General features: G+C 70.1%; 18 protein-coding genes, 1 pseudogene and 1 riboswitch. Of the genes and pseudogenes, 8 read left to right on the top strand and 11 right to left on the bottom strand.

The features are described 5' to 3' along the window. The first annotated feature begins 325 nt into the window (after positions 1-325). Genes ACFYNS_RS04660 through ACFYNS_RS04650 form a run of 3 tightly spaced genes read left to right on the top strand, consistent with a single transcriptional unit; the run spans position 326 to position 4,021 of the window. Positions 326-1,147 (top strand): ATP-binding cassette domain-containing protein, encoded by an 822-nt coding sequence (locus ACFYNS_RS04660; protein WP_388600758.1) that lies wholly within the window; start codon positions 326-328, stop codon positions 1,145-1,147. Beyond that, the gene (locus ACFYNS_RS04655; RefSeq protein WP_388600756.1) at positions 1,119-3,353 is read left to right on the top strand and encodes a YhgE/Pip family protein; all 2,235 of its coding nucleotides are present in this window, start codon (positions 1,119-1,121) and stop codon (positions 3,351-3,353) included. The genes ACFYNS_RS04660 and ACFYNS_RS04655 overlap by 29 nt, the downstream gene beginning before the upstream one ends. A 32-nt stretch (positions 3,354-3,385) precedes the next feature. Further along, positions 3,386-4,021, top strand: a complete 636-nt coding sequence (locus ACFYNS_RS04650; RefSeq protein WP_074998309.1) for a TetR/AcrR family transcriptional regulator — start codon at positions 3,386-3,388, stop codon at positions 4,019-4,021. 240 nt (positions 4,022-4,261) lie between these two features. Here ACFYNS_RS04650 and ACFYNS_RS04645 read toward each other — a convergent pair whose 3' ends face one another. From ACFYNS_RS04645 to ACFYNS_RS04620, 6 genes and pseudogenes are all read right to left on the bottom strand, one after another. Further along, entirely contained in the window at positions 4,262-4,426 is a 165-nt protein-coding gene (locus tag ACFYNS_RS04645; protein WP_360296684.1) for a hypothetical protein, read from the bottom strand. Then, a pseudogene (locus ACFYNS_RS04640) lies at positions 4,419-4,907 on the bottom strand (transposase family protein); the annotation flags it as partial. The pseudogene ACFYNS_RS04640 and the gene ACFYNS_RS04645, both read right to left, overlap by 8 nt. A 137-nt stretch (positions 4,908-5,044) precedes the next feature. Then, the gene (locus ACFYNS_RS04635; RefSeq protein ID WP_388600754.1) at positions 5,045-5,824 is read right to left on the bottom strand and encodes a hypothetical protein; all 780 of its coding nucleotides are present in this window, start codon (positions 5,822-5,824) and stop codon (positions 5,045-5,047) included. A gap of 63 nt (positions 5,825-5,887) precedes the next feature. After that, complete coding sequence (locus tag ACFYNS_RS04630; RefSeq protein WP_388600751.1) at positions 5,888-8,182, bottom strand: DUF6571 family protein; 2,295 nt, start codon at positions 8,180-8,182, stop codon at positions 5,888-5,890. A gap of 10 nt (positions 8,183-8,192) precedes the next feature. Next, positions 8,193-8,630 (bottom strand): hypothetical protein, encoded by a 438-nt coding sequence (locus ACFYNS_RS04625; protein ID WP_360296674.1) that lies wholly within the window; start codon positions 8,628-8,630, stop codon positions 8,193-8,195. Positions 8,631-9,287: 657 nt separating this feature from the next. Continuing rightward, complete coding sequence (locus tag ACFYNS_RS04620) at positions 9,288-9,698, bottom strand: hypothetical protein (protein ID WP_360296671.1); 411 nt, start codon at positions 9,696-9,698, stop codon at positions 9,288-9,290. Between the two features lie 101 nt (positions 9,699-9,799). Here ACFYNS_RS04620 and ACFYNS_RS04615 point away from each other — a divergent pair, with 101 nt between their 5' ends. Further along, positions 9,800-11,248, top strand: coding sequence for a phytoene desaturase family protein (locus ACFYNS_RS04615; protein WP_388600749.1), 1,449 nt, complete (start codon positions 9,800-9,802; stop codon positions 11,246-11,248). A gap of 49 nt (positions 11,249-11,297) precedes the next feature. Here the strand turns inward: ACFYNS_RS04615 and ACFYNS_RS04610 are convergent, their stop codons facing one another. From ACFYNS_RS04610 to ACFYNS_RS04590, 5 genes are all read right to left on the bottom strand, one after another. Beyond that, a complete protein-coding gene (locus ACFYNS_RS04610; RefSeq protein WP_388600748.1) occupies positions 11,298-12,344 on the bottom strand; it encodes a hypothetical protein in 1,047 nt (348 codons plus the stop codon). Between the two features lie 46 nt (positions 12,345-12,390). Next, a complete protein-coding gene (gene metF, locus ACFYNS_RS04605) occupies positions 12,391-13,329 on the bottom strand; it encodes a methylenetetrahydrofolate reductase [NAD(P)H] (RefSeq protein WP_360296662.1) in 939 nt (312 codons plus the stop codon). A 132-nt stretch (positions 13,330-13,461) separates the two neighbouring features. Continuing rightward, complete coding sequence (gene thiE / locus ACFYNS_RS04600) at positions 13,462-14,199, bottom strand: thiamine phosphate synthase (protein ID WP_360296659.1); 738 nt, start codon at positions 14,197-14,199, stop codon at positions 13,462-13,464. 99 nt (positions 14,200-14,298) lie between these two features. After that, complete coding sequence (locus ACFYNS_RS04595; RefSeq protein WP_360296656.1) at positions 14,299-14,673, bottom strand: Rv2175c family DNA-binding protein; 375 nt, start codon at positions 14,671-14,673, stop codon at positions 14,299-14,301. A gap of 33 nt (positions 14,674-14,706) precedes the next feature. Then, positions 14,707-15,984, bottom strand: coding sequence for an FAD-dependent oxidoreductase (locus ACFYNS_RS04590; protein WP_360296653.1), 1,278 nt, complete (start codon positions 15,982-15,984; stop codon positions 14,707-14,709). Between the two features lie 111 nt (positions 15,985-16,095). Then, positions 16,096-16,209, top strand: a riboswitch (TPP riboswitch). Here ACFYNS_RS04590 and thiO point away from each other — a divergent pair. The 4 genes from thiO to pknB all read left to right on the top strand — a co-directional run bounded on the left by thiO (position 16,207) and on the right by pknB (position 20,594). Beyond that, the gene (gene thiO / locus ACFYNS_RS04585) at positions 16,207-17,403 is read left to right on the top strand and encodes a glycine oxidase ThiO (protein WP_388600745.1); all 1,197 of its coding nucleotides are present in this window, start codon (positions 16,207-16,209) and stop codon (positions 17,401-17,403) included. Its footprint overlaps the riboswitch before it by 3 nt. Beyond that, complete coding sequence (gene thiS / locus ACFYNS_RS04580) at positions 17,400-17,618, top strand: sulfur carrier protein ThiS (protein WP_360296648.1); 219 nt, start codon at positions 17,400-17,402, stop codon at positions 17,616-17,618. The genes thiO and thiS overlap by 4 nt, the downstream gene beginning before the upstream one ends. 6 nt (positions 17,619-17,624) lie before the next feature. After that, positions 17,625-18,422, top strand: a complete 798-nt coding sequence (locus ACFYNS_RS04575) for a thiazole synthase (RefSeq protein ID WP_360296645.1) — start codon at positions 17,625-17,627, stop codon at positions 18,420-18,422. A 135-nt stretch (positions 18,423-18,557) separates the two neighbouring features. Next, entirely contained in the window at positions 18,558-20,594 is a 2,037-nt protein-coding gene (gene pknB / locus ACFYNS_RS04570; RefSeq protein ID WP_388600743.1) for a Stk1 family PASTA domain-containing Ser/Thr kinase, read from the top strand. Positions 20,595-20,768: the final 174 nt, after the last annotated feature.

The raw sequence follows: 20,768 nt of genomic DNA, 5'->3' as shown, positions 1-20,768 counted from the left end.
GACGGACGCTTCACGTGGATCAACCTCCCGTCGGCTGATACCGGTTCGGGAACCGGTCGTATGGGCACATCGTGGCGCATGCCACTGACAATCGGCCCTGACCTGCGCATACACCGCGTCGAGCGGCGAACTGCCGGGACTCCGTCGGCCGGAGGTGCCGCCGGATTGGCGCACCGGGCGCGGTCTGCTGCATACTTTGAACTGACCAGTCAGTTCAAAAGTTGCCGTGCCCGGCGCCGGGGGGCCGGGCACGGCGCGCCGGCCGCGGCACAGCGTGTCGCTGCGCCGGCCCGCGCAGCGACACGCAGACACAGCGGGAGGGGCCGTGGCACACGGGCGAGGAGCCGCCGTCTCGGCGGCGGACTTCGGGCTGAGGGGGCCGCGCGGGCCCGTCTTCGACCGGGTGGGATTCACCGCCGGAGCGGGCTCGCTGATCGCGGTGACCGGGCCGTCGGGCTCCGGCCGCACCTGCCTGCTGCTGGCCCTGACCGGCCGGATGAAGGCAGGCAGCGGACACGCCGAGGTGGCCGGGCATCCGCTGCCCGAACGGCTCGCCGCCGTCCGCCGGATCACCGCGCTGGGCCCGGTGCCCGGCGTCAACGACCTGGACCCGGCGCTGACCGTCACCGAGCAACTCCGCGAGCGCGTGCTGCTCCAGCGGCGGTTCGACGGTCCGCTCCGCACCCTGCTGCGGCCCCGCCGGGAGCGGGCCGCGGCCAGCCGGGAGCGACTGGAGGCGGCCCTGGACACCGCCGGCCTCGACCTTGACGCGCTGCCCAGGGGCGGGCGCACGGCCGTGCGGGACCTGGGGCGGCTGGAGGAGCTGCGGCTCTCCATGGCGCTGGCACTGCTGGGCGAGCCCCGACTGGTGGCCGTCGACGATGTGGATCTGAAGCTGTCGGAGACCGAACGCGCCGCGGCCTGGGAGCTGTTGCGCGCGGTGGCCGACGGCGGCACCACGGTGCTGGCGGTGTGCAGCGAACCGCCGCCCGAGGGGGCCGTGGTGGTCCGTACCGGCGCGGCGCGCCCGGACGGCGCGCAGACGGGCCCGGACGGCACCGGGCCCTCCGGCGACGCCCCCGAGGACGACGAGACGGACGAGAAGGAGGGGGCGGAGGATGCGCTCGCCGAGGCTAGCCGCGCTTGAGCTCAAGCGGTTCGGCAGGGGGCGGCTGCCGCGGGCGGCGATGGCCGCGATGCTGCTGCTTCCGCTGCTGTACGGAGCCCTGTACCTGTGGTCGTTCTGGAACCCCTACGAGCGCCTGGACCGGGTGCCGGTGGCGCTGGTGAACGAGGACCGGGGCGCCACCGTGCAGGGAGAGAAGGTCGACGCGGGCGCCGACATCGTCAAGGGGCTGCACGACAGCGACTCGTTCGACTGGCAGGAGACCAGCGCGGCCGACGCCCGCAAGGGAGTCGAGGACGGGCGGTACTACCTGTCGCTGACGATACCCGCCGACTTCAGCAAGCGGGTCTCCTCCAGCTCGGGCGACTCCCCCGAGACGGGTGCGCTCAAGGTGCGCACCAACGACGCGAACAACTACATCGTCGGGCAGATCTCCCGCACCGTCTTCTCCGAGGTCCGCTCGAGCGCCTCCAGCAAGGTCTCGCGCGGCTTCTTCGACAAGATCTACGTCTCCTTCTCCACGCTGCACAGCAAGACCACCGAGGCCGCCGAGGGCGCGGACGACCTGGGCGACGGCATCGGCAAGGCGAAGAAGGGCGCGGGCAGGCTCAAGAACGGACTCGGTGACGCCGAGGAGGGCAGCGGCCGGCTGAAGAACGGCACGGCCGACCTGCACAAGGGCGCCGGGTCCCTGGAGAAGGGCGCGGACCGGGTCGCCGAGGGCACCCAGAAGCTCACCGACAAGGTCAACGGAGAAGCCGAGAAGGTCCGTCCATTCCTGCGGGCACACAGCGGCGACGTCGGCAAGGCGGCGCGGGAGGTGGCCCGGACGAGCAAGACGCTGAAGAAGAACCTCGGCAAGCTGCCCGGCGAGGCGCGGCGCGCGCAGACCGACACCCGCAAGGCCGCCGACGCGCTCTCCACGCTCTACGAAGCACGCTGCGGCAAGGGCGTCCCGGGGACACCCGCGCCGTCCCCGACCGGGACGCTCCCCGAAAGCGGCGGGAGCACCGGAGGCGAAGGCGCCGACGGCGGCGGCACGCCGCAGCCCGGCGCCGGGGCCTCCGCGACCGGGCAGCCCACCCCGTCCGCCGCCCGGCCCGCCGGCCTGGCCCCCGACTCCTGCCCGAAGCTGAAGAAGGCCGTGGCCGCCGCCGAACGTTCGGCGAAGGTCGCCGCGAAGGTCAACGGGTACGTCAAGAACGAGCAGAACCTCGACGAACTCGGCCGCCACCTCGACGACCTCAACCGCGCCGCGGACGCCGTCGCCGACCGGGCCCCGCACCTGGACCAGGACGTGGCCGACGCGGTGCGGCAGATCAACGAGCTCAACAACGGCGCCCACAAGGTCGCCAAGGGCGCCGGGAAGCTGCACACCGGACTGGGCACCGCCAAGAGCGGGGCCGCCTCGCTCGACACCGGACTGGGCAAACTCTCCGACGGCGCCGCCTCCCTCGACGGCGGTCTGTTCAAGCTGGCCGACGGCTCCGGAAAGCTGGCGAGCGGCCTGCACGACGGCGCGGAGAAGATCCCGGACTACGGCAAGAAGGAGCGCGAGGACCGCACCGGGGTGATGGCCGACCCCGTCGACCTCGCGTCCCACAAGGCGCACGCGGCACCCAACTACGGCACCGGATTCGCGCCCTACTTCATCCCGCTCTCGCTCTGGGTGGGCGCGATGATCGCCTACATGCTGCTCCAGCCGCTGAACCGGCGGGCGCTGGCCGCGGGCGCCCCGGCCTGGCGGATCGCGCTGGCGGGCTGGCTGCCGGTGGCCGCGATCGGAGTGGCCCAGGTGGCCGCGCTGATGAGCGTGCTGCACTGGGGGCTGGGACTGCAGATGGCTCGCGGCCTGGCCACGGTGGGCTTCCTGATGCTGGTGACGGCGTGCTTCACGGCCGTCGTCCAGTTCCTCAACGCGCGCTTCGGGCCCGCGGGCCGGATCCTCGTCCTGGCGATGCTGATGCTCCAGCTGACCTCGGCCGGGGGCACCTATCCGATCCAGACGAGCCCGCACTTCTTCAACGTGCTCCACCCGCTGCTGCCGATGAGCTACGTGGTGGAGGGGCTGCGGCACCTGATCACGGGCGGCGAACTGTGGCCGGTGCAGCGGGCCTGCCTGGTCCTGCTGGCCTTCACCGCGGGCGCCCTGGCGCTCACGACGGTCACCGCGCGCCGCAAGCAGGTGTGGACGCTGGACCGGCTGCGTCCGGAGATCTCGCTGTGAGGCCCGGACGGCTCCGAGAGGAGAATGACCGCATGACAAGCGCCCGGACCAGCCCTTCCACTTCCCGCAGCCGCAGTGCCACCAGGGACAAGCTCTTCCATGCGGCGGTCACCCTCATCGCCGAGCAGGGGTTCTCCTCCACGACCGTGGAGGAGATCGCCGAACGGGCCGGGGTGGCCAAGGGCACGGTCTACTACAACTTCGCCAGCAAGACCGAGCTGTTCGAGGAGCTGCTGCGGCACGGCGTGGAGCTGCTCACCGCCGATCTGCGCAAGGCAGCGGAGGAGACCGACGGCCGGGGCGGCAGCCGGGTGGACGCGCTCGACGCGATGGTCCGCGCGGGGCTGCAGTTCATCGACCACTACCCCGCCTTCACCCAGCTCTACGTCGCCGAGCTGTGGCGCACCGGACGGGCCTGGAACGACACGCTGCTGATGGTGCGCAAGGAAGCGGTCGCGGTAGTGGAGGGCGTGCTGCGGGCCGGCGTCGCGGAAGGGGAGCTGAGCGAGGAGATCGACGTCCAGCTCACCGCCGCCGCGCTGGTCGGGATGGTGCTGGTGGCCGCACTCGACTGGAAGGCGTTCCAGCCGGAGCGCTCGATCGAGGACGTGCACGGGGCGCTGTCCCTGCTGCTCCAGGGCCGGGTCGGCGCAGGCCGTCCCGGCTGACCGCGGACCGGCCCTCTCCACAGGTGGGGCGGCCCCGCCCCCCTCGCGGGGCCGCCCCACCTGTGGAGAGGGGTGGCTTCCGGAGGGGCGCCGGCACCGTTCCGCGGCCCCGTGTCGGCGGTGCGGCCCCGTGCCCTTCCGTTGCCCTCACTCTGCCGTCCGCACGGATGGCGGCCCATCCGTGCGGATACTCAAGATCTCTTCTGAGTACGGGTACCTACTCCGCCGTCACCGCTGTTCTCACTTCTCGCACTTGAGGGCGCGCCTCACGGAGTCCTCGAACCTCTTGGCCAGGGAGTCAGGGCCCGCCTGATGCTTCTCGCTGTACTTCCGGATGGCGTCCTGCTCGGACCCCGACCCCGGATACAGGACCTGCAGCAGATACTCCTGGCTGCCGCACCACATCACCTTGGAGCGTTCCCCTGATGTCGTGGACGGCGCCTGGCAGGGCCGGCGAGGCGCACAGCAGTCGGCCGAAGGGATCGGCGATGACCTGCACGTTCATCCCGTGCCTCTTGTGTTTGCCGGAGCAGAACGGCCGGTCCGCGGCAATGCGCTCGATCGGCAGGAGCGTGCCGTCCAGGATCGGATACGCCTTCACCGAGGCGGTCCGCACCGCGTCGGCCAGACAGGGGCGAGAGCGGCCAGGAGCCCGACCGCCTCGGTGACATAGCGGTAAGCCGTCGTGGAGCCGACGCCGAACCCGGCCGCGAGCTTGCGCACACATGTGTCCCATCCGTAGATGAGCGAGAGTGCGCAAGAGCCTGGCGGCCGGCGCTCAGGCGCCGCCATCGGCAGCCGACCGTACGGCGGTGCCGCCGCAACTGCTGCGTGAGGAAGCGGAGGGCGGAACTGGACACGTCGAGCCGGACGGGTAGACAAGCACGTGAAACCTCTGGTGGAGACGGTCCCCTTGGTCGAAAACCCACCTACCAGGGGCTTCACCCGACTGTCAGCCCAACTGGCCAGGACTACTGGCAGGTCGGAAAAGGCTCAGCCCATAGATTCTTAGACCAGTCAACTTCAGTTCAGCGCAGAGGCCACGTTAGCTTCATGGACGATGTCACTGAGACGACTACCAGTGTCCTTCATCGTGGATTCCAGGATCCCAACCGCGTGAGCCCGGTCATAGAGCAATCTACGCAACCATGGGAAGCCGTGTCGTTCATATTCACTGATACGCTGCGCCCGTTTATCATCACCGCTTCCAAAGGTATGGATCTTGATCCTGGCCAGTGAACCGACGACCCGGCCTGTCTGGTTTCCAATGACAATAGCTCGATCAACCTCGCCCTTCCGGGGAGATCGCGCAAAGTCTGAACGCTTCAACTCATCTATTCGGTTCTTGATATGGTCTTGTTGAGATTTCCTCAGCACCCGCCAGGCAGAATCATCGCGGGCGATGGCATTCAAAACGTGCACCAAAGACTCGCGCATCAATTTCGGTTCCTTGGCAGGTGAGCGCCCGCTACCCCAGGCGAGACTTTCGAACACCTCACCGGGATGCCGTGCAAGTGCCTCTGCTACGGCCGCACGCACCGGCCCAGGCATTTTCCTGGAATCCTTGGCAACACGACGTCCGTAAGCGTCAACCGTACTTTGCCGCACCTCCCTGTTACGCAGCATCGCCTGCTGCAGGTCGGAGGCGCACTCCTTCAGGGATCTGTTCGTGGTGCCCCCACCCACCGAGCCCTTCGCCAGGACTCGCCGACAGAAATCTCTCTCTTGCGTCTCGAGGTCATCGCCACGCGACCTAACGACGAGCGCACTCACCACTCCCACGGCGAGAGCAATCATGGCCACTGCAAATGAATATTTCCTACCTTTAGACCACATCAATCCGTTCCACCCGTACTGGATTTAGAATTAGTGATACCAGTCCCGTACCAAATCTTGCGCATCTCCGAGTAGATCTCCCATGCCGCTACCAGAATCCTTGATCTCATTTTCTGAGATTCCGACATCTATTGCTCTCCGGGTGAGCAGTTGCTGAAGCCGTGGGTACCCCTTTTCGGAATAAAAATCTATAAGCTCTTGACGCGTCTTATCGCCGGCCGCAACGTTCAGCGATTCTGCATGTTTACCCGCGACAATATCCACGAGGCGCTGAGCCGAATCTCCCACATAAGGGATACCCGTAAGCGGAGTCCCGATCAAGTGATACTGGTATGTTTTCGACCAGTTGTTCCTGTCGATCTCCGCATCACGCTCACTCCCTAGTACATCCGCACGTATACGATCCAACGCCCCCATCGTCTTTGCAGATTCCCGGACGACGTCCTTATCATCCGAGCCATGATAATTATGGAAGTCTTCATTATTCAAATTCGAGATAGACTTGGCGATTTCTGACATTTGCGAATCATGAATTGTTCGAAAAGCGCCGCCGTCCTCGGAAACACCACGCAAAAAGAGATGCATAGTCGGGTTACTAATCTTCAGGTCATTGGCGTCAGTGCCAGTTGACAACTGGGTATAATCCGCTGATCCGCCTATAATGTCACGCACATCTTGTGGATAGGAGGCTACAGTGTTTGCCAGGTTCTGACGTATACCTTCGGGAATCGAACTCAGATCGCGACCTGCATCAGCCCCGTAAGATTTCACAACTTTCTCGAACAACTGAGCCTCGGCCTCGCTGTGCTTGCCGAAGTCATCAGGCTTCGCGGCACCAGATGCGTCACCCGTCATCGCTGCTTCCAGCAAGGCGCCGTAGCCACTACGCGCGTCCTTGTCTTCCGTATCGTGAGCACTGATGATCTGCACCTGACCGGTTCCTGAGACATGCGAGACCTTACTGTTGACCAGGTCCCAATCACGTTCATTTTTCAGGTAGTTAAACCGGTCCTCACCTTCCTTCGTCTGTGGATCCAAATAGTCGGTCGCAGCTTTCGGATTCCTACTCATGACATCAAGCACACCGTCTAGCGGATCGTTGGCAAACCGTCCAGATCCACTATGGTCAAAGAGCCCGCTCTTCTTTCCCTTTTCTCCCGAGAAGTCACCTTCCAAGTCCCAGATATCGGGATCTCCGGGATCTCCGTCATTCTTGGGATCTTCAGCAGCGCGAATATCGTCGGCCAATCCATGAAGAAAATGGATTCCGTATTTTCTGTCGCTGTGTTCCATCAAGCTCGCGAGGGCCTGATAGCCACGGATCTTCTGTCCTCCACCTTTCTTCGAGGCCAGTTCGAGATCGTATTTCTTCAGCCCATCGCTGCGAAGTTCCGAAAGCCATTTGTCAGTGAATGCTCGGGCAGCGCCTGGGGGCGCCTTTGCGTCAACGCCATCCTTGCTCGTCGCCGTGGCGAGATTCGTCGCCAACCCGTCCCTCAAGGCAAGGTAGGATTTCTTGTTTCCCTTATCGTCGTAGTAGGCCAAGTCATCGAGACGGTTCTGTATCTTGATGACTCCCTCCGGACCGCCAACTGAGTTGAGTAGTGTGCGGCTGAACTCAGGATCGTCGCTCTGTCCCCGTACCAAAACGCTTGCTTCGCGCAGTTTCTCAGAGGATGGTGTCTTGCCGTCCAAGATACTCTTGTACGTCTTGGCAGCCCTCTTTGCGTTGGCCTTGACTGCGTCGTCGCCGATACTGCCATCGAATCCGTTGGGGAGACCCTTCTCCGACTCCTTCGGTTCTGCCATGAAGGCGGTCTTCATCGCCGAATCAGCAGCCTGCGCATCCTTCACAGCTTTCTTGATCGCATCTGTCCAGTGCCGCTCAACCTTGGTGCGAGAAGCTGCATCTTTCCGATATCTATCAGCAACGTCCTCGCCCTTTTGGGCCGCTACCCTGTCCAGGTCCATAGTGCATCGGCCGTGGGAGTCCACGTGCATCCCCGCGTCCTGAGCGTCATCCCGGACTTTCTCAACCGCCTTTTTGTGCGCATCAAGGGTGGCATGAGCCATCCGGAGCAGCGCCCCTACTCCACGCGCCTCTCCCTTGGCCTGATCATACTCCTCGGCTGTCTTGCCTCCCCATTTTCCGAACATTTTTGCTGACTCACCCTGCCAGCTGTCGGCATCCACAGCTGTGCGAACGTGATCTCTGTATTTCTGGCCCAGGCTTCCGAACTTCTTACCCATGTCCTCCCAAGCCTTGGCGGCATCCTCGAGGGAGCCCAAGTTCGCGTTCACAATGTCGTCGTATGAAATTGCCATGACGCTGTCCTCAGAGGTTGTCGAGCGCATTCTTGCGGCCGGAGCGAACGACTGAATCGTTCACTTTCTCTGCAACATGGAGATCGGTACCGCTAAGGATCTTGTTGGCATCGAGAAGCGCCTCACGTTCGTAGGCCAATTTTTGTGTGAGATGCTTATTATGCTTACGCCAAACCGTCAGACGATGACGTACAGCCGTCCATACCTCCCGCCCATGCAGCTTCCCACGCGGCGAGGTGGGACTCTGCGGATTCCCCGCGATCGGTTCGGTATCCTCGTCCGCCTTGGCACCGGCCTTCTGCGTCTCAGGGCCCAAAGTTTCTTCATGATAGCGGGCAGCGGTCCTCTTCTTCGACTCCGCATGCACCGAGTCCGAGTTCCGCGGCAGATGCCCTCCCGGCTTCATTCCGGGCATGGATTTCTTGGACTTTTCTCCGTCACTCCCCATGGCTACGCCCCCTCTCTCATTTGAACGGTCTTCGGTTTTCTGTAAATCTGGGCAATACTGTCGGATTCACACAGAAGTGACCCGTTGCTCGACTGTTCGGTAAGTCTCTCCAAAGTTAGCAGGGGCTATTACGTTCCGCTACTGACGGCGTCGGAGGGTGATAGGCGCTCAAGCTGTTGGGCCACAGCCCATGCAGCGCCGCTGCGTCCCATGCCGGGCGGCATCGACTCACTCGGCGCGCGCTACGCCTTCGTAGCCCGCGCGATGCGAGGGTCAGTCACGGCAGCTGTAGTTCTTGATCACAACTGATCGTGATGGCGGTGTCGTTGCTGGTGGCAGGCTGTCGCAACGGCTTGGTGCCGACGGCGCCAGGGGTCGGTGCAGGACGTGGGCACGGTCGTGGACAGGCAGCCGGCAGCACGAGGGCGCGCAGGAGGCGGAGGAGTTCGGGACAGGACAGCGGAGTGAGCCTGGCCGCACCAGCGGGGTGGGTGTGCGTCGTCGTGAACGCGAGGGTGAGGGGGAGGACGGCGGCGACGATCAGGGAAAGCAGTGACCAGCGCATCCAGGACTTCCAGCAGGTCACCTGACCTTGATCGAGTCCGGTGAAGCCCTTAGCGAGCTGGAAGGTCTCCTCGATCCGTCACCTGCGGGAGATCACTTCCACCAGCGTGCCGAGTGAGACGGAGCCCGGAGACCAGCAGCGGAAGTAGGACACCTCGCCGGTGGGCGGCGCGCGACGAGCACGCTCGTCCCCGCCACGTTCTCGTTCTCGTCGGGGGTGTCGTCGGGGCGGACGTCGAGCCAGGCCCAGTCGTATTCGCAGGTGCCCTTCGTGCCGTGTCCGGTCTGCCGACGCATCCGCTGCTCGGGCCGCACCTTGTTGATCAGTTTGGGGGCCTCCCACCGGCGGCCGGCCCCGTCGGTGACCTGGTACGTACCAGCGACGCCGACCGTGTAGCCGAGCCCCAGCGCCCTTGTGCCCCGGCGTAGACCGCGGCCGCAGTACACCTCGTCGCCGGCGAACCAGCGGGCGTGGATCCCGATCGAGAGCGCACCGGCGACCATGGACAGTTCGGAGTTCCGCTTCAGGAGCTACTCGCTTGGCGGTGGCTCTACCAGCGCACCCCGGGTGGGCGGTGACGTGTGGCTCGATAGGGTCGGTGGACATGGCACGGGTTGTGGTGGTCGGGGCGGGGATGGGCGGCATGGCGGCGGCGGCCAGACTGGCCGTCGCGGGACACGAGGTCGTGGTGCACGAGCGCACCGGGACCTATGGAGGCGCCGTGCGGCAGTACGCGCGCGACGGCTTCGCGTTCGACACCGGCCCGGGGCTGCTGCAGCTTCCGGCCGTCTACCGCGACCTGTTCGTCAAGACTGGCCGGGAGCGGCTGGAGGACGTGGTGGAGCTGGTCCAGGTTCCCGTCACCGCCCGCCACGTGTTCGCCGACGGGAGCGCCGTCACGCTGCCGGATGCCTCCCGGGGCAAGGTGATGGCCGCGCTGGACGGGGCGCTGGGCGAGGGCGCGGGCGAACGCTGGTCCGCGGTGCTGACCCGGGCGCGCACCGCATGGGAGGCCACCCGGCGGCCGCTGCTGGAGGAGCCGCTGCGCGCCGAGCCCTCCTCGCGGGACCTGCTCGCTGCGGACGGCGCCTATCCCGCGCAAGGCCCGAAGGGCCTGCTGCGCCTCTCCCGGGCGCTGCGCGGACGGGGGAGCGCCGGGCCGACGCTGGCCGAGGTCGCCCGCGACGAGCTGCGCGACCCCCGGCTGGCGGCGATGCTGTGCGGCTCCGTCTGGACGCAGGGCCTGGACCCGGCGACGGCACCCGCGAGCGCCGCCGCCCTCGCCTACGTCGAGGACACCTTCGGCACCTGGTACGTGCGCGGCGGTCTGCGGGCGCTGGCCGACGCGCTGCACGCGCGCTGCCGGGCCCGCGGGGTGGCCTTCCACTTCGACAGCCCGGTGGCGGGAGTGCGGGAGAAGGACGGGCGGGCGGCGGGTGTCGAACTTGCCGACGGCTCGGCGGTGGACGCGGAGGTGGTGGTCGCGAGCGGCGGACCGGCCGCACCCGGCGGGCAGGGAGGCGCGGACCGGGGGATGTCCCGGATCACCGTGCTGCTCGCGCTGCGCGGTGCCCGTCCCGCCGGTACCCCGCACCGCACGCTGGTGCACCGCGCGGAGGCTCCCGGACAGCCGCTGACCGTGCTGCGGCCGGACGATCCGGCGCTGCGCCCGGACGACTCGCACGAGACCGCCGTGCTCACGCTGCCGGTGCCCGGTGGCCTTCCGGCGGAGGCGGCGGAGCCGCTCGCCGAGAGCCTGCTGGCGGCGACGGACGCGGCGGGTCTGGGGCTGCGGGAGCGGGTGCTGTGGCGCGAGGTGCGCACCCCCGCCGACGTCGAGGCGGAGACCGGGGCCCCCGGCGGCCGGGTGCCGCCGCCGGGACTGTCCGGCGGCGGTGGGGCCTTTCTGTACCCCGCCAACACGACGGGGCTGCAGGGGCTCCACGCGGCGGGCGGCTGGTCCCATCCGGGCGGCGGACTGCCCGCCGCGGGGATGACGGGCGCCATGGTGGCCGGGCTGGTGCAGGACCCGGAGTGGCGCGGCTCGGTCTGAGCAGGCGGCCCGGGCCCGGTGCGGATCGTCGCCGTGGCGCGGCCGGGGCTCAGTACGGGCCGCTGCCGTAGTAGTCCTGCGGATACTGCGGGGCCTGCTGCGGATACGGCTGGGGCTGCTGGGCGGCGGCGTCGTCGGCGTACGGGTCGTAACCGTAGGGCTGCGGCTCCGCCGGGGGCAGTGGTGCGCCGCCCTCGCGCTGCTGGGGGACCCAGACCCCGCCCGGCGGTGTCTCGGGCACCTGGGGCTGGTAGGGCTGCTGCGGATAGCCGTATCCGTCGCCGCCGTACTGGCCGCCGTAGCCCCCGTAGGGGTCCTGGTACTGCTGGTAGCCGGCCTGGTCCTGGTATCCGGAGTGGTCCGCCTGGTCCTGGTATCCGGAGTGGTCCGCCGGGTCCTGGTATCCGGAGGGGTCCGGGTATCCGGCGACCCCGCCGACCGGGGTGTGGCCCTGGTAGCCGGCGTACTGCTCGTATCCGCCGTACTGCCCGTGCCCGCCGTCCCCGTGGGCGGGAGGCTGGTCGGAGACCGGCGCGAAGACCGAGGTCTCCTCCTCGTAGCCGCCGTAGCCCCCGTAACCGCCGTAGGGGCCGTAGGTGTCGTGGCCCGGGTAGCCGTAGCCGGTTCCCTGGCTGCCCGGATCGCCGTCCGCGCCGCCCCAGCCTTCGGGCTCCTGGTGGCCGTACCCCTGCTGGCCGTAGTCGTCGACCGGATCGGGCACCGGGGCGATGCCCGCGGCCGGGGTGTCGGCGGGGTCGTGGGTGCGCAGGTCGGAGACCTCCAGCGAGGCCGTGTCCGGACCGGGGGACGCGCCGCCGCGGCGGCGCCGGCTGGAGCCGGGGCCACCGCCGAGTGCCCACCCGGCGGTGAACCCGCTCCGTACCGAGAGCGTGACGAAGGTCTGGCCGACGGCGAAGGCCGCGATGCCGAGGCCGATCACGACGACCGACGGCAGCGCCGTCCCCGCCACCACGCCGAGGAAGCCGGTGAAGGCCAGCAACCGCCAGCGCAGCCGGGCCTTGTACTGGAGCAGTGCCTCGCCCAGCAGCCACAGCGCAACGATGCCGAACGCGATATAGAGGACCGTCCAGCCCATCTACGCCCCTCTTCCGCTCCCGCCGCCCCTTGGGCGGCCCCGTGGCTCAAGCCTTGCGAAGGCCCAGGGTAGCCCTCTCCCGGAGACCGAGATTCTGGTGGATCTCCAGCGTCGCCGTGGAGTGGTTGAGCGTGATGAAGTGCAGCCCCGGAACCCCCTCGGCGAGCAGCCTCGCACACAAGTCCGTGGCGTACTCGATCCCGACCGAGCGTACCGCCGCCGGATCGTCCTGGACCGCGTGCAGCCGCTCGATCATCCCGGCCGGCAGCGTGGCGTTGCTCAGCTGCGCGAACCGCTCGATCTGCTGCACGCTCGTGACCGGCATGATCTCCGGGATGATCGGCGTACTGCAGCCCGCGGCGGCGACCCTGTCCCGCAGCCGGAGATAGTCCTCCGCCTGGAAGAACATCTGGGTGATCGCGTAGTCGGCGCCGGCATTGCACTTGTTCACGAAATGCCGGATGTCGCTGTCCCAGTCGGCCGAGCGCGGGTGCATCTCGGGGAAGGCCGCGACACCGACGCAGAAGTCGCCGGACTCCTTGATCAGTTCGACGAGTTCGGAGGCGTAGTCGATCCCCTCGGGGTGCTTGACCCACTCGCCCAGCGGATCGCCGGGCGGATCGCCGCGCAGTGCGAGCACGTTGCGGATGCCCGCGTCGGCGTACTGCCCGATGACGTTGCGCAGTTCCGCCCGCGAGTGGCTGACCGCCGTGAGGTGTGCGACGGGGGTCAGCGTGGTCTCGTTGGCGATGCGCTCGGTGTTGCGGACCGTGCCCTCACGTGAGGAACCGCCCGCGCCGTAGGTGACGGACACGAAGGTCGGGGACGCCGCCTCGATGCGTCGCAGCGCGTCCCACAGCGTCCGCTCCCCTTTCGCGGTCTTCGGCGCGAAGAACTCGAAGGAGAAGGACTGCTCTCCGCTCGCGAGCAGATCACGCACGGTCGGCGGACGGTCTGTCCTGGGAGCTGAGATACCGATGGCCATATCTGCAGGCTAGCGGCCTGGCCTGCAGAGCGGCTCGACACCGGGGTGTTACGGGCGGATCTGTCCGTTTCCCGGATGGCCGAGGTCCACCTGTTGGACAGTCCCGCCCCCCGTGCTAAGCGGCCGGTGCGGTCACGGCGCCGGTGGACGGGCATCCGCGGCAGCCGCCTCCCGCAGCCGCGCGGCCAGCGAGGCGGCCGCTGCCCCGGGATCATCGGCCTCGGTGAGCGCGCGGACCACCACCACCCTGCGGGCCCCGGCGTCCAGCACTTGGTCGAGATTGCCCGCATCGATGCCGCCGATGGCGAACCACGGCCGAGACGTCGGATCTGCGGCGGTACGGGCGGCGGTGTGACGGACGAGATCCAGCCCCGGTGCGGGACGGCCCGGCTTGGTGGGGGTCGGCCAGCACGGACCGGTGCAGAAGTAGTCGACGCCCGGCTCGACCAGCGCCGCGTCCGCCTCGGCGGGGCTGTGCGTGGAGCGGCCGATCAGCACCTCGTCGCCGAGCAGGGCGCGGGCCGCGGGGACCGGCAGATCGCCCTGGCCGAGATGGAGCACCTCGGAGGCGGCGGCGTGGGCCACGTCCGCGCGGTCGTTCACGGCCAGCAGGGTCCCGTGCCGGCGGCAGGCCTCGGCGAACACGTCGAGCTGCGCCAGTTCCTCGGCCGCCTCCAGCCGCTTGTCCCGGAGCTGGACGATGTCCACACCGCCCGCCAGGACGGCGTCCAGGAACGCGGGCAGGTCGCCCTGCGCCGTGCGCGCGTCGGTGCACAGGTAGAGCCGTGCCTCCGCGAGCCGCTCACGGGCGGGAGCGGGCCGCGGGGACGCCGCGGACGGGGTGGTGGTGCTGCGGGACATGCGGGACATGGCGGTGTGCGGTTCCCCCCGGGAGGGGGTGCGCGGACCCCGGGAGGTCCACGCACCCGGTGCTGTCGGTGTGCTGGTGCGCCGCCGCGGGCGGCGGGGTCAGACGGCGAGTGCCTGCGCCCGGCGCTTGACCTCGGTGCCCCGGTTCTCCCGCAGCGCCGTCACCGGCGAGCCGGGCAGCGACTCGTCCTCGGTGAACAGCCATTCGAGCATCTCTTCGTCGCTGAATCCGTCGTCCCGCAGCAGGGTGATGGTGCCCGCCAGGCCCTTCACGATCCGGCCCTCGCCGACGAAGGCGGCCGGAACCTGCAGCACCCGGTTCCCGGACTCCGCCTCCCGCCGCACCGCGAGCAATTGGCCTTCCTTCACGAGCTGCCGCACCCGGGTCACCTCGACGCCGAGCATGTCGGCGACGTCGGGGAGGGCGAGCCAGGCGGGGACGAGCGCGTCGGTCTTTGCGTCAATCTCGGTCACGGGTTCCAGACTGCCATCCGAAACCGGCGGTCACTACCGCGCGGCCTTCTTCAGGGCCACGGCCGCGTCGCCCAGCACGGCCCGGTCCACGGCTGTGCCCTGCTGAATCAGCTTCCGGCCCTGCGCGAGATCGCGCGGACGGCCGACGGCCAGCAGCGCGGTCGGCCGCTCGCCACGCAGCCAGCACACGCTCCAGGCGGGGTCCCGCGGCGAGCCGCGCCACACCAGCTCGTCGCCGGGAGCGTGGTGGCCGACGTACTGCACGAAGCGGCCGAACTGCTCGGACCAGAAGTAGGGCACCGGATCGTAGGCGACGCTCTCCGGCTCGCCGTCGGCGTGCCCCTCGGCGAGCAGGTTCGCCGCGACCGTACGGGGGCCCTGGAGCGCGTTGTCCCAGTGGTGGATCAGCAGCCGCTCGCCGTAGCGGGCCGAGGGGAAGGAGGCGCAGTCCCCCACCGCGTAGCAGTCGGGGGCCGAGCTGCGCAGCCGCGCGTCGGCCAGCACGGAGCCGTCGGACCCGAGCGCCACCCCGGAGCCGGCCAGCCATCCCGTGGCGGGCCGGGCCCCGATCCCGACCAGGACCGCGTCCGCCGGCAGCCGCGCCCCGTCGGCGAGCAGTACCGCGCCGCGTTCGACCGCCGCGACGGCCGCGCCGGTGCGCAGTGTCGCCCCGGCCTCCGCGTACCAGTCCCGCATCGGCGCGGAGACCTCGGCCGGCAGGGCGCCCGGCAGCGGTGCGGCGGCGGTCTCCACCACGGTGACCTCGCAGCCCCACTCACGGGCGACCGTCGCGAACTCCGCGCCGATCCACCCTGCGCCGACCACCACGACCCTGCCGCGGGAGGCCAGCACCGGCCGCAGCCGCCGCGCGTCGTCCAGGGTGCGCAGCACATGGACGCCGGGCACGCCCTCGCTCCCGGGCAGGGTGCGAGGCTCGGCGCCGGTGGCCAGCACCAGCCGGTCGTAGTGGACCGGGCCCGCGTCGGTGACCAGCAGCCGCTCGCCGGGGCGCAGCCCGGTGGCGGTCCGGCCCAGTTCCAGCTCGATCCCCAGCGCCGCGAAGTCGATGTCGAAGAGCGGCACCTCCGCCTCCTCGCCCCTGCCGAGCAGCACGGCCTTGGACAGCGGGGGCCGGTCGTAGGGCGGGTGCGGTTCGGCCCCGAGGAGCCGCACGGAGCCGGGCCAGCCCTGTTCGCGGAGCTGCACGGCGGTCTGCACGCCCGCCATACCGGTGCCCACGATCACGACTCGCTGCTGTTTCTGACTGTCGCTCACATCGCTCACTGTAAGCCGGTCGGCTCCCGGAGCCATCGGCCACCGGACGGAGACGGCGTCCGGTCGCGGTCGTAGGGCCGCCCGCCGCGGGGCTCCGGCGGGCCTTACCGGCGCCGCGCGCACCGCAGTAGGGTGGGGCGCGGTAGTCACGACATACGCGGGAGCCCGGACGCACCGGGCTGAGAGGGAGGCTGCGGCGGCCTCCGACCGTCCGAACCTGATCCGGGTCATTCCGGCGAAGGGAGCAGCAGCAGCGCCATGCGCGGCACAGGAACCGGTACCCACGCGGCGAGCCCCGACGTGCTCGTCCTCGGCGGCGGCCTGATCGGCCTGGTGACGGCCTGGCGGGCCGCGAAGCGCGGCCTGGCGGTCACCGTGGCCGACCCCGAACCCGGCGGCGGCGCCGCACAGGTGGCGGCGGGCATGCTGGCAGCCGTCACCGAACTGCACTACGGCGAGGAGACCCTGCTGGACCTCAACCTCGCCTCGGCGGCGCGCTACCCGGAGTTCGTCGCCGAACTGGAGGACGCCTCCGGCCTGGACACCGGCTACCGGGCCTGCGGCACCCTCGCGGTCGCGCTCGACTCCGACGACCGCGCCCACCTGCGCGAGCTGCACACGCTCCAGCAGCGGTGCGGGCTGGAGTCGCAGTGGCTGACCGGCCGCGAGTGCCGCCGCCTGGAGCCGATGCTGGCGCCCTCGGTGCGCGGCGGAACCCGGGTGGACGGCGACCACCAGATCGACCCCCGGCGACTGGCCGCGGCGCTGCTGCGCGCCTGCGAGCGCGCGGGAGTCGCCTTCCGGTGCTCCCGCGCGGTGCGGCTCCTGCACCACCGGGACCGCGCCGCAGGGGCGGCGCTTGCGGACGGCACCGAGCTGCGCGCGGAGCAGACGGTGCTCGCGCTGGGCGCCCGCAGCGGCAGCCTGGAGGGCCTGCCCCCGTCGGTGGCGCCCCCGGTGCGCCCGGTGAAGGGGCAGGTGCTGCGGCTGCGGATGCCCGGCGGTACGGCCGGCCCCTTCCTCTCCCGCACGGTCCGCGCGGTGGTCCGCGGCGGCGCGCTCTACCTGGTGCCGCGTGCGGACGGCGAGCTGGTGGTCGGCGCCACCAGTGAGGAACTGGGCTGGGACACCACCGTCACCGCGGGCGGCGTCTACGAGCTGCTGCGCGACGCGCACGAACTGGTGCCCGGCGTCACCGAACTGCCACTGGCCGAGACCCGCGCCGGACTGCGCCCCGGCTCCCCCGACAACGCACCGCTGCTGGGGCCCACCGCGCTGCCCGGACTCCACCTGGCCACCGGCCACTACCGGCACGGCGTCCTGCTCACCCCCGTCACCGGCGACGTGCTCGCCGAACTGCTGGCCACGGGCGAGCTGCCCGCACCGGCCCGGCCCTTCGCACCGCAGCGCTTCGCCTCCGCAGACTCCCGCGCGACCCAGGAGCAGCCCGTATGACCTCCACCCCGACGACGACCGTCTCGGTCAACGGCGAGCCCCGCCGGGTGACCGCGGGTCTCACCCTCGACCGGCTCGTGGCCGATTTCACCGCCGCGCCGAGCGGGGTGGCCGCGGCGCTCAACGAGGACGTGGTCCCCCGGGGCCGCTGGGCTCAGACCCCGCTCGGCGAGGGCGACCGCGTCGAGATCCTCACCGCAGTCCAAGGAGGCTGAGCCGCCATGGCCGACGATCCGCTGACCATCGGCGACACCGCCTTCACCTCCCGGCTGATCATGGGCACCGGAGGCGCGCCCAGCCTGGACGTCCTGGAACGGTCGCTGCTGGCCTCCGGCACCGAGCTGACGACGGTCGCGATGCGGCGCCTGGACCCCTCGGTGGGCGGCTCCGTGCTGTCGGTGCTGAACAGGCACGGCATCCGCGTGCTGCCGAACACCGCCGGGTGCTACACCGCGGGTGAGGCGGTGCTCACCGCACGGCTCGCGCGGGAGGCGCTGGGCACCGACTGGGTGAAGCTGGAGGTCATCGCCGACGAGCGCACCCTGCTGCCGGACCCGGTCGAGCTGCTGGAGGCCGCCGAGACGCTGGTGGACGACGGCTTCACGGTGCTGCCGTACACCAACGACGACCCGGTGCTGGCGCGGAAGCTGGAGGAGGCGGGCTGCGCGGCGATCATGCCGCTCGGCTCCCCCATCGGGTCCGGACTGGGCATCCGCAACCCGCACAACTTCCGGCTCATCACCGAGCGCGCGGGCGTGCCGGTGATCCTGGACGCGGGAGCCGGTACGGCCTCGGACGCGGCGCTGGCCATGGAGCTGGGGTGCGCCGCGGTGATGCTCGCCTCGGCGGTGACCCGGGCCCAGGAGCCGGTGCTGATGGCGGAGGGCATGCGGCACGCGGTCGAGGCGGGGCGGCTCGCCTTCCGCGCGGGCCGCATCCCGCGCCGCCACTTCGCCGAGGCGTCGTCGCCCACCGAGGGCGTCGCGGCGCTGGACCCGGAGCGCCCGGCCTTCGGCTGAGGGCCCGCTGCCGCCCCGGCGGCGCCGCCCCATCCCTCGGTCGGGCACCACGGAGTGTCACCGTTCGGCCCCAGAACAGCGGCAACCCGCAACCGCGCGGCCCCGCCGCCGCACCGCCCTCGTAAACTCGGCGCAATGGACACCACCCTCCAGGACCCGTCGCCTGCCTCCGGACGAGGAGACCCGTTGGTCGGGCAGGTGCTCGACGGCCGGTACCGCGTCGACGCGCGGGTAGCCATCGGCGGCATGGCGACCGTCTACCGCGCGGTGGACACCCGCCTGGACCGGGTGCTGGCCCTGAAGGTGATGCACACCTCCCTCTCCGCGGACGAGACGTTCGTGACCCGCTTCATCAGGGAGGCCAAGTCCGCGGCCCGGCTGGCGCACGCCAACGTGGTCGGGGTCTTCGACCAGGGCACCGACGGCACCTACGTCTATCTGGCGATGGAGTACGTGGAGGGCTGCACGCTCCGTGACGTGCTGCGGGACCGCGGCGCCCTGCGCCCCCGGGCGGCACTCGACGTCCTGGAGCCGGTCCTGGCGGCGCTGGGAGCGGCGCACCGGGCCGGTCTCGTGCACCGGGACGTGAAGCCGGAGAACGTGCTGATAGGGGACGACGGCCGGGTGAAGGTCGCCGACTTCGGCCTGGTGCGGGCGGTGGACAGCCAGACCTCCGCGACGACGGACTCGATCCTGGGCACGGTCTCCTATCTGGCGCCCGAGCAGATCGAGGACGGCACGGCCACGCCGCGTACGGACCTGTACGCGTGCGGCGTGATGCTCTACGAGATGCTCACCGGCAGCAAACCGCACTCGGGCGGCTCGCCCGCGCAGGTGCTCTACCAGCATCTGAACAAGGACATGCCGGCGCCCTCGGCCGCGGTGCCGGGGATGGCGGCGGCCCTGGACGGCCTGGTGGCGCTGGCGACGGCGCGCACGCCCGAGCAGCGCCCCGAGGACGCGGTCGCCCTGCTGGCGCGGGCCCGCACGGTCCGCGCGGAGCTGACCGACGAGGAGCTGGACGCGGTCCCGCCGCAGGCCACACAGGGTGGCACCGGCCCGGCCGAGGACGCGGCGCGACGCTCGGGGGTCTCGGGGATCTCCGGAGACATCGCCGCCGCGGCCGCGCACGCCACCGCCGGAACCGAGGCCGACACCTATGTGATCCCGCGCCCCGCTGGGGGTCCCGCCGCCGACCCGGCCCCGGACGCGGATCTCAACCGCACGGCGCTGCTGTCGCCGCCGCCGTCCGACCCGCCGGGCGGCTCCGACGCGGGTTCCGGAGGACGGCGGCGGAGGGTGCAGCCGCGCTGGGTGCTGGTGACCCTGGCCGTGCTGCTGGTGGCGCTGGTCGGCACGGGCATCTGGTACGTCAACTCCGGGCAGTTCGTGCGGACCCCCGCGGTGCTGGACGAGACCCGCGCCGAGGCGACCAAGACGCTCTCGGAGGCGGGACTGGATGTGAAGGTGACGGAGGACTTCAGCGAGCGGGTCGAGCGCGGCCACGTCATCGGCACCGACCCGGAGCCGGGTGAACGCGTCCGCAAGACCGGCACGGTCACGCTGACCGTCTCGCGCGGCCCGCACGTGGTGAAGGTGCCCGATCTCAAGGACACCCCGCTGTCGGACGCCCGCCGCAAGCTCAAGGACGCCGGACTGGAGCCGGGGACGGTCGAGCGGCGGTTCGACGAGAAGACCGCGCGGGGCTCCGTGCTCGCCACCGACCCCGAGCCGGGCAGCAAGCGCAGGCCGGGCGCCGCGGTGGCCCTCACCGTCTCCAAGGGGGCGCCGGTCGAGGTGCCCGATGTGGTCGGCGACAAGCGGAGCGACGCGACCGAGGAGCTGGAGGACGCGGGCCTGAAGGTCCGGATCGCCACCGAGCGCGTCCACTCCGAGCACGACAAGGGCAGCATCGCCCGCCAGTCGCCGACCGACGGCGCCCGGGCCGCCGAGGGCGACACGGTGACGCTGACGGTCTCCAAGGGCCCCGACATGATCGAGGTGCCGGACGTGGAGGGCAGCAGCGAGGACGAAGCCACCGAGAAGCTGGAGGGTGCGGGCTTCGAGGTGACGGTGCGCCGCATCTTCTTCGGGGACACCGTCTTCAACCAGTCCCCCGACGGTGGCGAGAAGGCACCCCGCGGCTCGTCGATCACCATCTGGCTGCGCTGAGCCCACGTCGGGCGCGGCCCGGGCCCGTGCCAGGGCTGTCGCGGCTCCCGCGTACTGCGTCGGTCCCCGTCGGGCCTTCGCGGAGTCCTCGGGGCCTCGCGGCTCCTCCTCCGGCCCCGGCAGTTCTCCTCCGCGACCGGCTCGGGCCTTCGCAGCCCCGGAAGCTCCGCGGAC

The organism is Streptomyces sp. NPDC006925 (assembly GCF_042869575.1).
Lineage (GTDB): Bacteria > Actinomycetota > Actinomycetes > Streptomycetales > Streptomycetaceae > Streptomyces.
Note: the sequence above shows the minus strand (reverse complement) of the source record. Positions and strands in the feature narration are given on the sequence as shown.

What these genes read in the sequence shown, in the direction of transcription:
- ACFYNS_RS04655 (WP_388600756.1), top strand. Translation starts at nt 1,119, where the DNA reads ATGCGCTCGCCGAGGCTAGCCGCGCTTGAGCTCAAGCGGTTCGGCAGG.
- ACFYNS_RS04650 (WP_074998309.1), top strand. Translation starts at nt 3,386, where the DNA reads ATGACAAGCGCCCGGACCAGCCCTTCCACTTCCCGCAGCCGCAGTGCC.
- ACFYNS_RS04645 (WP_360296684.1), bottom strand. Translation starts at nt 4,426, where the DNA reads ATGTGGTGCGGCAGCCAGGAGTATCTGCTGCAGGTCCTGTATCCGGGG.
- ACFYNS_RS04630 (WP_388600751.1), bottom strand. Translation starts at nt 8,182, where the DNA reads ATGGCAATTTCATACGACGACATTGTGAACGCGAACTTGGGCTCCCTC.
- ACFYNS_RS04625 (WP_360296674.1), bottom strand. Translation starts at nt 8,630, where the DNA reads ATGGGGAGTGACGGAGAAAAGTCCAAGAAATCCATGCCCGGAATGAAG.
- ACFYNS_RS04620 (WP_360296671.1), bottom strand. Translation starts at nt 9,698, where the DNA reads ATGGTCGCCGGTGCGCTCTCGATCGGGATCCACGCCCGCTGGTTCGCC.
- ACFYNS_RS04615 (WP_388600749.1), top strand. Translation starts at nt 9,800, where the DNA reads ATGGCACGGGTTGTGGTGGTCGGGGCGGGGATGGGCGGCATGGCGGCG.
- ACFYNS_RS04610 (WP_388600748.1), bottom strand. Translation starts at nt 12,344, where the DNA reads ATGGGCTGGACGGTCCTCTATATCGCGTTCGGCATCGTTGCGCTGTGG.
- metF (WP_360296662.1), bottom strand. Translation starts at nt 13,329, where the DNA reads ATGGCCATCGGTATCTCAGCTCCCAGGACAGACCGTCCGCCGACCGTG.
- thiE (WP_360296659.1), bottom strand. Translation starts at nt 14,199, where the DNA reads ATGTCCCGCATGTCCCGCAGCACCACCACCCCGTCCGCGGCGTCCCCG.
- ACFYNS_RS04590 (WP_360296653.1), bottom strand. Translation starts at nt 15,984, where the DNA reads ATGGCTCCGGGAGCCGACCGGCTTACAGTGAGCGATGTGAGCGACAGT.
- thiO (WP_388600745.1), top strand. Translation starts at nt 16,207, where the DNA reads ATGCGCGGCACAGGAACCGGTACCCACGCGGCGAGCCCCGACGTGCTC.
- thiS (WP_360296648.1), top strand. Translation starts at nt 17,400, where the DNA reads ATGACCTCCACCCCGACGACGACCGTCTCGGTCAACGGCGAGCCCCGC.
- ACFYNS_RS04575 (WP_360296645.1), top strand. Translation starts at nt 17,625, where the DNA reads ATGGCCGACGATCCGCTGACCATCGGCGACACCGCCTTCACCTCCCGG.
- pknB (WP_388600743.1), top strand. Translation starts at nt 18,558, where the DNA reads ATGGACACCACCCTCCAGGACCCGTCGCCTGCCTCCGGACGAGGAGAC.